Origin of the sequence: Rhodosalinus sediminis, assembly GCF_003385555.1 — a bacterium.
GTDB classification, from domain to species: Bacteria; Pseudomonadota; Alphaproteobacteria; order Rhodobacterales; family Rhodobacteraceae; genus Rhodosalinus; species Rhodosalinus sediminis.
Window position 1 is genome coordinate 1 of sequence record NZ_QOHR01000042.1, and the last position, 9836, is coordinate 9836.

A 9836-nucleotide genomic window follows, 5' to 3' on the forward strand; every position below is an offset into this window, starting at 1 on the left:
TGGCGGAGAGACAGGGATTCGAACCCTGGAGACCCTTTCGGGCCTACACGCGTTCCAGGCGTGCGCCTTCGACCGCTCGGCCACCTCTCCGCGAGGATGCGTTTTGACTCAGCTCCGCCGGTTATGCAAGGGGCGCCGTCGCGGCGGGACGTGCCGGTGCGGTGGCCTGCCCCGGTGTTCGGTCGGCGCCGCCCGCCGCCGTGCGCGGCCGCCTGCCCTTGGTTCGCCATGGCACGTCGGGCGACGGGTCGGCCAAGCGCGTCATGGCTGACGGTCGGACTGCGCCGTACAAGGTTTCCGCGGGCGGGGTCACCGACGCGCGCGGCGACGGTGGCGGGACCATCGTCCCTCGCCGGGTCGGTCGGGTGGCAGTGCGAAGGCGCCCCCGCGGATCGCAGGGCCTCCGCGACGCGCGATCCACACCCGCCTCGGCGCGCGAGCGCGCAAGAGGGCGCCGGGGATCGCGGCGCCCTGCACGGATCCAGGCGGCCCAGCCGGATACACCCGGCGCGCTCAGACGGCCGCGGCGAGCCGGGCCTCAGGGACGGCGGCGAGCGTGCGCGCGATCTCTTCGCGCGTCATCAGCACCAGCGCGGTGCTCAGCGCGTCGGCGAGCGCGGCGCGCGGCGCGGTGACGCTGACGAGGCGCCAGCGCGGCGCGGCGGGCATGCCCGCGCGCGGATCGAGGATGTGGCCGGCCACGCCCGCCGCATCGAAGACGGTGCCCTGCGGCGCGGAGCTCGCGAGCGCGCGGTCGCGGAGCGCGAGGCGCCCCTCCGTGCCCGCACCGGAGACGAGCGTCACCGGCCAGTCGCCGCCGATCGCGTGGTGCTCGCCGGTGTCCACGAGTACCTCGGAAAGCCCCTCGGCCCGGAGAAGCGCCGCCACCCTGTCGGCGATGTAACCCTGCGCCACGCCGTTGAGGGTGAGCGCCATGCCGGGCCGGAGGGTGATCGCCGCGGCGCTCACGCCGACGCCCGCCCAGCCGACGCGGTCGAGCGCCGCCGCGACCACGGCCCCCTCGGGCGCGCGCCCCGCAGCGTGGGCCTCGGCGTGGAGCGTCCAGAGCGGCTGCACGGTCGGATCGAACCGCCCCTCCGTCGCGCGATGCACCGCGCCGCAGAGCCCGAGGCACTCGACGAGCTCGACGGGCGGCGCGTCCAGCCGGCCGTCGCGGTTGAGGCGCGCGAGCGCGGAGCCCGCGCGGTAGAGGCTGAAGACGCTCTCCAGCCGTTCTATCTCGGCGAAGGCGCGCGCGGCGATGCGGGCGCCGTCCGGGTGGGCGAGCCGGATCGCCGCGCGGGCGCCGAGCGCCCGCCCCTCCCACCGCCGCACCGGCGCCGCGGGCGCGCCGCCGGCGGCCGACACCGCCGCGCCGGCCGCGCTGATCGAGAGAAACCGCCGTCTCGTGAGAACCGCCATTTCATCCCTGCCTTTCCGTCGAGAGCCGCTCGAGCCGCTCCCTGAAATCCTGCTCGCCGTCGGCTCCGGTCTCGGTCCCGGTTTCAGCCGGGGCGAGCACCTGATCGTCGGGAATGTCGGCGAGCCGGAGGATGCGGCCGCCGTGCTCCGCCGCGAAGGCCGCGGCCGCCTCGAGATCGGAGAAGGGCACGAGCTCGGCCGCGCCCATGCCGCCGACCCGCGCGGAGCCGACGACGTAATGCGCCGCCTCCGCGGCGATCCAGTTCTCGGCGCCGGGGTCCGCCCAGCTCGGCGCGCGGCCCATGTCGTTGACGTAGATCGCCGCGATCGCGGCGGTCTGTTCCGGCATCCGCTCGTAGGAGATCGCGTCGCGCACCTGCGAGAAGAAGAGCGGCGCGGGCGCGCCCACGAGATGCACCTGCGCCTTGGGCCCGGCGTGCTCGGCGAGATGCATCTGGCAATAGTGGCCGAGCGCCTCCTCGGTCATGGCGACGGCCTCCGGCGCGGGGGTCTCCTCCTCGTCGCAGGCGGCGAGCAGGGCAAGCAGAAGGACGGAGAGCAGAAGAAGGCGTTTCATGGCGTGACCTTTCGAAAGGCCTGAAGGGCAAGTGCGAAAGCGGCGAGCGGCCAGAGCGTGATCGACAGGAGCGCCTGCCACGCGGGGATCGCGGCCGCCGCGCCGCCGACGCCCGCGGCGGCGGCCGTCGCCTCGGACGAGGCGAGGTTGAAGAGGCGGAAGGCGTCGGCCGGATTGGCCAGCAGGAGCCACGGGAAGACGTCGGTGGTGAACGCCCCGCCCCCGTCGGCGACCACCGCCGCCAGGAGGCCGAGGTCGTAGAGCACGATCGCCACCAGCCAGAGCCCGATGGCGAGCCCCGCGGCGGCACCGGGACGGCGCGCGACGGCCGCGAGCGCGTAGCCGATCCCGAGGAAGCCGGCGCCGAGGAGCAGCGAGGACCAGAAGAGCCGCCAGAGCGCGGGCAGCCCGCGCGCCGCCTCCGCGTCCACCGCGAAGGCCGCCCCGGCGGCGAGGCCGTAGCCCACGGCGAACGCGATGGCGAGCGTGGCCAGATGCGCAGCCGCCTTGCCCAGCAGGACCCGCCCGCGCGAGACCGGATAGGTCAGCAACAGAGGCAGCGTGCCCCGCTCGACCTCTCCGGCGATGGCGTCGAAGGACATCAGGAGCGCCACGAGCGGCACGAGATAGACGGCGAGGCTCGTCAGGCTCGCCACCGTGACCGACAGTCTGTCGGCGCCGAGCGCGCCGGTGGGCGCGCTGCCCGCAGCCGCGAGCACGAGCGCGAAGAGCGCCATCATGGCGATGACGATGGCGACCCAGCGGTTCCTGAGCGCGATGCGGAACTCGCAGCCCGCAAGTCCGAGTGCGGCGGTCATTTCGCCTCCCTCCGGCTGTAGTGGTCGTAGATGTCCTTGAGGCTCGGCGGGAGGATCTCCACGTCCTCGACGAGCGGGCCCAGCGCCGCGATGCGGCCCAGGCGGTCGAGCTTTTCGTCGGCCGCGCAGACGAGATCGACGGTGACGCCGTTGCGCCCCCCGGCCTGCAGCGCCTCCGCCACTTCGTCGGCGGCACCGGGGCGCGCGGCGATCTGCATCCGCGTGGGCAGCGCCGCGTTGCGGCGCAGGCCCGCCAGCGTGTCGTCCGCCACGACCACGCCGCGCGACAGGATCGCGATGCGGTCGGTCCGGGCCTCCACTTCCGTGAGCGCGTGGCTCGACAGCAGGATTGCGGCGCCGTCGGCGGCGAGATCGTCGAGGATCGCGTAGAACTCCCGCCGCGAGACCGGGTCGAGGCCGCTCGTGGGTTCGTCGAGGATCAGGAGCCGGGGCCGCCCGATCAGCGCCTGCGCGAGGCCCACGCGCTGACGCATGCCCTTGGAATAGGTGCCGATCCGCCGCGTCGCGGCAGACCCGAGGCCCACGCGGTCGAGAAGCGGGCGCGCGTCGCGCGGCGACTGCCCCCTGAGCCGCAGGTAGAGGCCCATCTGCTCCTCGCCCGTCAGCGCGGGGTGAAAGGCCGCGTTCTCGGGCAGATAGGCCACCTGCGCCCGCGCCTGCGGGCTGCCGGGCGGCGCGCCCAGCACCTCGACGCGGCCCGCGTCGGCCGGAATCAGGCCCAGCACGATCTTCATCAGCGTGGACTTGCCCGCGCCGTTGTGGCCGAGGAGCGCCACGCGCTCGCCCGGGGCGACGCTCAGGCTCACGTCGTCGAGCGCGGTCTCGCGCCCGAAGGTCTTAGTGAGCCGCGAGAGGATCAAATGCGTCATCGATCTGTCCCTTGTCGCCCCAATCGGGGCTCGAGTCCGCCTCCAGCGCCGCGATCGCCGGGGGCACCGGGATCTCGACGGGGCGGGTGAGCGGGTGGCTGTCCAGAACGCCGCCCGGCAGGGTCGCCGGGAAGCTCGCCTGGCTCCAGCGGATGAGCTGCACGGCCGGCGCGCCGGTCAGGAGCGCCGCGGCGGGCTGCGACCAGAGGATGTGGTCCATCAGGTCGTTGGGCCGGAAGTGGCTGTCGGCGATGCCGTCGCCGTCGAGGTCGAAGGCCGGGTGATCCGACCAGTAGTTGCCGCGCCCCTCGAGGCTCCATTCGACGTGGCGGGAGCCTACGTATTTCACCTGCGTGCGGTTGCCGACGAAGGCGTTGCCGGTGAGCGCGTTGCGCTCCGACCCGGCGGTGAAATGCACGCCGATGCCGCAGCCCTCGAAGCGGTTGCCGGCGATCAGGTTCTTGTGCGCGTTGTAGATGAAGGTGCACTTCTCCTGCCCGCCGCGCACGAGGTTGCCCACGACGTCGGCGCTGTTGGCGTAGTTCAGCATCACGCCGTGGTCGCGGTCATTGAGCGAGAGGTTGTCGCGCACGGTGATGTGGTGGGAGAACATCAGCGCGTAGCCGAGGTGGTTGCCGATCGAGACGTTGCCCGTCACCTCGCCGCCGTTGGTGTACATGTAATGCACCGCGAAGCGCAGATCGCGGAAGAGGTTGTCGCGAAAGACATTGTCGCGCGAGGTGTTGGTGAAGATGCCGTCGCGACCGTAGCGGATGTCGTTCCCGGCCACCTCGGCGCCGGGCGCGTTCCAGACGTAGACGCCGTTGCCCCGGTCGTTCATCCGGTGGCCGCGGCGCCCGACGATGGTGTTGCCCTGCACGAGGCTGTCCTTAGCGCCGTGGATGTCCACGCCGTAGAGATTGCCGAGGATGCGGTTGCCCAGCACGCGCGCGCCGGTGGCGCCCTGCGTGAGCTGCACGCCCGAGTCGATGCCTTCGTGCGACGAGCCGGAGCCCACAAGTTCGAGGCCGCGCACGGTCACGTCGGGCGCGGTCACGGTGATCACGCTGCCCGCGCCGCCGGCGTCGACGATCGCCTCGCCCCGCCCGTCGAGGGTCAGCGGCTTGTTCAGGGTGACCGGGCCGTCGTGACGGCCCGGCGCGAGGATCAGCACGTCGCCGGGGGCGGCCCCGGCGACGGCCTCGGCCAGCGCGCCCGCGCCCGGGGCCACGACGCGCTCCGCCGCCCCCGCCGCGCAGGCGGCGAGGACGAGGAGACCCGCGATCAGGATGCGGACGCGCGTCATGGTCAGGCACCCCGCGGCTTGACCAGCATCCGGCCGCGCATCTCCATGTGGAGCGCGTGGCAGAACCACTGGCAGTAGTACCAGTAGACGCCCGGCTTGGCGGCAGTGAAGGTCACCGAGGCGGTCTGCCGCGGCGAGACCTCCATCGCCACGCCGTGGTTGTTCAGCGTGAAGCCGTGCGTGAGATCGTCGATATCGTCGAGGTTGGTGACGATCACCGTGACCTCGTCGCCCTCGGTCACCTCGAACTTGTCGAGCGAGAACACCGGCGCCCGCGTCGTCATGTAGACCCGCACCTTGTCGCCGTCGCGGATCACGGTGTCGGCCCAGGAGTCGATGTCCACGCCGTCCGCCTCGGCCTGAGCGCGGGTCTCGGCCCACATCGGGTCGTTACGGTCCCAGACGTTGACCGGGTTGACGATGTCGCGTCGCACGAGAATGACGTCGTGCGGCTCGGCGAAGGTCGGGCCGTCGTGGACCACCTGCATCTCGTCCGACGAGATGTCGATGATCTGCTCGTTCTCGGGCTTGAGCGGACCGACGTTGAGGAAGCGGTCCTTGGAGAACTTGTTGAGCGACACCAGCCAGCGGCCGTCGGCCTCCTTCGTCTCGCCCATGGTCGAGTGGTTGTGGCCGGGCTGATAGTGCACGTCCACCTTGGACACGATCGGATCGACGCTCGCGCCCCGGTAGGCGCGGATCGCCGTCTCGATGTTCCACTTCACCATCTGGCTGTCGAGGAACAGCGTCGTGTAGGCGTTGCCCTGCCCGTCGAAGGCGGTGTGCAGCGGCCCGAGGCCCAGTTCCGGCTCCGCCACGACGATGGAGCGCGGGTCGGCGTCCTCCTCGAAGAGCGCGTCCATCTTCGTCACGTCGAGCACCGAGCAGGTCGGCGAGAGCTTGCCGTTGACGACGACGTGGCGCTGGTCCGGCGCGGTGTTGATGCCGTGCGGGCTGTTCGGGATGGGCACGTAGCGGGTGTATCTCTTGTTCTGCCCCTTGCGCCCGTCGATCACCTTGACGCCGTTGAGCTCGACGTAGTCGCCGGCGGCGATGCCCCTCTCGATCTCGGCGAGGTTGAAGATGACCACGTGGTCCATCTCGTTCGCCGTCATCTCGGCGAGGGTCATCCCCATTTCTGAGTTGTAGGAGGTCGAGAAGGCGTATTTGCCCTGATAGTCACAGTCGGTGTTGTCGAGGTTGCCCGTCACCATCACCTGCCAGGCGACCTCCATCGTGTCGCCGTCGAGGGCAGTGAAGAAGTTGACGTATTTCTCGGGCTCGTCGAGCACCGAGCCGTCGTTGACCATCGGCGTCTCGTCCTCGCCGTTGGCGAAGACGTAGCCCGTGCGCGGGAACTTCTGCGGGCGCAGGCCGTGGATCGCCTTGGCGTTCGGGATCTCGGTGATCCTGTCGCACTTCATCACGTCGGAGCGCACCCGCGCCACGCGCGTGTTCGCCTTGTCGTTCACGAAGATGTAGCGGCCGTCGTAGGTGCCGTCGGTGAAGGACATGTGCGGGTGGGCAGGTCGCCGTTGTCGTGCACCCGCTTGCCCTGCGCGGCGAGGAAGGCCCTCGTCTCGGGCAGGGTGCCCTCTTCGAGGATGCGGAGGCTCTCGTTGGTCTGGCCCCAGCCGGTCGCCGAGCAGCGGTTGAACACCGGCACGCGCATCAGCTCGCGCATGGAGGGGAAGCCGAGGATGCGCAGCTCGCCCGTCTGGCCCGAGGACCAGAAGCCGTAGTACTCGTCGAGCTCGCCGGGCGCGAGCGAGACCGCGTCGGTCGCCGCCCGGGCCGCGCCGGCGGTGGCCGCCGTGACGCCGGCGGCCGTGCCGCCCGTCATGGCCAGCCGTGCGCCGCCCGCGCCGAGGAGCGCCGCGCTCCCCGCCGTCGCGCCGAGCAGGCCGCAGCGGCTGATGCCGCGTTTTCCGTCCCGATCAGACATGGACTTTCCCTTTCTTTTGGTTGGGATGGTTCTGGATCGCGCGGTCGAGGGTCGCCGCGCCGGCCGAGGCCTTCTGCCGCCGCTTGAGCTGACGGATGACGACCGGACACTTGGTCTCCGAGTGGTAGAGCACCTGGCAGTGCATGCAGTTGACGCACTCGTTCGGGTTGATGTGCCCCTCGGGGTGGATGGCCTGCACCGGGCATTCGCGGCTGCAGGTCTGACAGGGGCTGCCGCATTCGCCGTAGCGCTTGAGCCAGTCGAACATCCGCAGCCGCGCCGGGATGGCGAGCGCCGCGCCGAGCGGGCAGAGGTAGCGGCAGTAGAAACGCTCGACGAAGAGCCCGATGCCGACGAGGATCAGCGCGTAGAGGACGAAGGGCCACGCCCGTGCGAACTTCAGCACGATCGCCGTCTTGAAGGGCTCCACCTCGGCCAGCGCCTCGGCGGTCTCGATCGAGACGAGCGTCACCGCGAAGAGGCCGAGGAAGATCGTGTACTTGAGCGGCCAGAGGCGCTCGTGCAGGCCCCAGGGCAGCGTCACCTGCGGCACCTTGAGCGCACGCGCGATCCGGTTGGTCAGCTCCTGCAGCGCGCCGAATGGGCAGAGCCAGCCGCATTAGGCCCCCCGCCCCCAGAAGATCAGCGCGGCGGCGACCGAGAACCACAGGATGAAGGTCAGCGGGTCGAGCAGGAAGGCCTGCCAGCTGAACCCCGAGGCGAGCGCGCCGGCGAGCGCCATCAGGTTGACCACCGACAGCTGCGCGTTCGCATACCAGCCGAGAAAGACGAGCGTCACGGCGAGAAAGCCGAGGCGGAACCAGTCCACGGCGCGCGCGCTGCGGGTGAGCTGGTTCTGGAAGAAGAAGGCGCCCGTGAGCACGAGGAGCATGGCGGCGAGCGCCACGATCTCGGGCGTCTTGTCGCGCCAGATGCGTTTCCAGAGCTCCGCCTGCGCCGCGCTCTCCCCGGTGTCGGCCTTGGCGAGCGCGGGCTCGGAGGGCGCGGCGATCGGCGCGAGATAGGTCTCGGGCAGCCCGTAGCCGAGATCGAAGGTCACGAAGAGCCGCTCCAGCGCCGCCACCTCCCGCTGCACCAGCAGTTGCAGCCGCCAGGGCTCGGCCGGGTCGAAGCCCGCGTCGGCCGGGATCTTGAAGATGTCGAGCTCCTCGAAGGCGGGCGCGCCGGGCAGCGCGATCTCGCCCAGCCGCCGGTGCCCGCGGTCGCGGAAGCGCACCGAGAGCTCGTCCTGCACGAGCACGATCCGGTCGAAGATGCCGCCGCGCACGTAGCCCGAGCCCTTGAAGGAATAGAGCCCGCGCCCGGCGACGAGGATCGCGTGCTCGCCCTCCGCCAGCCAGTCCCGCAGGTTCGCGTACTCCCGCGCGCCGAGCAGCGCCTCGCCGACGGCCGGCACGCTGACGAGCGCCGCGTGCATGTCGATGAAGGTCTCCTCGGGGCTCTCCCCCACCGGCCGCTCGGCCGCGCGCGGATCGCCGAGCGCCTCGAAGGCGGCGTTCACCTGTCCGGCGTCCAGCGTCAGCCGGCGGATGGTGCCGTCGCCCTCGGCCTGCATCCAGTCCTCGGGCGAGGGGGCGGCGGGATCGATCTCGAACTGCGGGCCGGTCTCCGTCTTCGGCCGCAGGCCGCCGAGCTCCAGCCGGCGCGCCACCTTCAGCCCGGCACGCACGAGGGAGTCGTCGATCACCATGATCGTCACCGTGGCGCCCGAGATGATCTCCAGATCATGCGCCTCGCCCCCGGTCTCGGCTTCGGCCACGAGGTCGAGGCCCGCGTAATCCGCCGTCAGCGCCGCCATCTCCACCTCGGGGATGCCGATGAGCACGATGGGCTCCGAATGCTCGACGAGCGCGACGCCGGTCACGCGCGCCGCGTCGTCCACCGCGGCCATCACGTGGATCGGCTTGCCGGAGTAGCCGGTGGTGCTCACGAAATCGGAGGTGACGAAGGCCCAGGCGATGCGCTCGCCGTCCTCGAGCACCGGCGCCACGGGCATGTCGTCGCGCAGGGCGCCGTAGGCATCCGCCCGCTCGACGAGCTCGCCGGGCGCCACCTCGTCGAGAAGCCGCGCCAGGTGCGAGGGCTGCGCGACCGCCGGAAGCGCCGGGAGGATCAGGCCGAGCGCCGCGAGGACGAGGATGCGGATGCGGATGCGGATGCGGAGGAAACACATCGCAGGGCTTGCATACAAGGTCATTTCCGATGCCCCTATTCGGTGTGCAAACGTATGCCCATGCCCGCACACCCCGACCTTGACCAAGGTCAAATGAAATGCCCCTTTTGCGGCGTAACCTAGCGGCAGCGGGACCGGCGGCCGCCGCGCCCCACGGAAAGGAGCGCAGCCATGCGCCTGACGAAGTTTTCCGATTACGCGATCCGCGTGCTGATCCTCGCGGCGAGCCGGCCGGAGCGGAACATCACGGTCGAGGAGGCCGCCGCCGTCTACGACATCTCGGCCGCCCATCTGAAGAAGGTCGTGCGCGCGCTCACGCAGGCGGGCTTCCTCGACGGGGTGCGCGGCCCCGGCGGCGGCGTCCACTTGCGCCGCCCGCCGGCGGAGATCGGGCTCGGCGACGTGGTGCGCCGCACGGAACCCGATTTCGCCCTCGTCGAATGCCAGCGCCCCGACAACGCCTGCCGGATCACCGGGCTCTGCACGCTGCCGGCGATTCTCTCCGAGGCGACGCAGGCGATGCTCGCCGTCCTCGACAGGTACACGCTCGCCGATATCGCGGTCACGCCCGAGGCCATCGACGCGCGCCTCGCCGACCCGGCCTGGCGGCCGGATGCCGAACGCTAGGCATCACCCGCCCGACCGCCGCGCGGCCCCGCCCCGCCGTCGCCCATGCGGCGCCGC

General features: G+C 71.4%; 6 protein-coding genes, 1 tRNA gene and 2 pseudogenes. 1 reads left to right on the forward strand and 8 read right to left on the reverse strand.

The features are described from left to right. The 8 genes and pseudogenes from DRV84_RS14480 to DRV84_RS14515 form a co-directional block, all read right to left on the reverse strand. Positions 1–90 (reverse strand) — tRNA-Ser (locus DRV84_RS14480). A 423-nt stretch (positions 91–513) separates the two neighbouring features. Beyond that, positions 514–1422: an FAD:protein FMN transferase gene (locus DRV84_RS14485; protein ID WP_115981972.1), complete on the reverse strand. Its 909-nt coding sequence runs from the start codon at positions 1420–1422 to the stop codon at positions 514–516. Position 1423: 1 nt separating this feature from the next. Next, positions 1424–1999, reverse strand: a complete 576-nt coding sequence (locus DRV84_RS14490) for a nitrous oxide reductase accessory protein NosL (RefSeq protein ID WP_115981974.1) — start codon at positions 1997–1999, stop codon at positions 1424–1426. After that, positions 1996–2817: an ABC transporter permease gene (locus DRV84_RS14495; protein ID WP_115981976.1), complete on the reverse strand. Its 822-nt coding sequence runs from the start codon at positions 2815–2817 to the stop codon at positions 1996–1998. The genes DRV84_RS14490 and DRV84_RS14495 overlap by 4 nt, the downstream gene beginning before the upstream one ends. Continuing rightward, a complete protein-coding gene (locus DRV84_RS14500; protein WP_115981978.1) occupies positions 2814–3707 on the reverse strand; it encodes an ABC transporter ATP-binding protein in 894 nt (297 codons plus the stop codon). The genes DRV84_RS14495 and DRV84_RS14500 overlap by 4 nt, the downstream gene beginning before the upstream one ends. Beyond that, positions 3676–5013, reverse strand: coding sequence for a nitrous oxide reductase family maturation protein NosD (locus tag DRV84_RS14505; protein ID WP_115981980.1), 1338 nt, complete (start codon positions 5011–5013; stop codon positions 3676–3678). The genes DRV84_RS14500 and DRV84_RS14505 overlap by 32 nt, the downstream gene beginning before the upstream one ends. 2 nt (positions 5014–5015) lie before the next feature. Continuing rightward, positions 5016–6958 (reverse strand): annotated as a pseudogene (nosZ, locus tag DRV84_RS14510) (TAT-dependent nitrous-oxide reductase). Continuing rightward, a pseudogene (locus DRV84_RS14515) lies at positions 6951–9152 on the reverse strand (4Fe-4S binding protein). The pseudogenes nosZ and DRV84_RS14515 overlap by 8 nt, the downstream one beginning before the upstream one ends. 171 nt (positions 9153–9323) lie before the next feature. On the opposite strand from DRV84_RS14515, the gene DRV84_RS14520 reads away from it, so the two are divergent. Further along, on the forward strand, positions 9324–9779 hold the full coding sequence (locus DRV84_RS14520) for an RrF2 family transcriptional regulator (RefSeq protein ID WP_115981982.1): 456 nt from the start codon (positions 9324–9326) through the stop codon (positions 9777–9779). Positions 9780–9836: the final 57 nt, after the last annotated feature.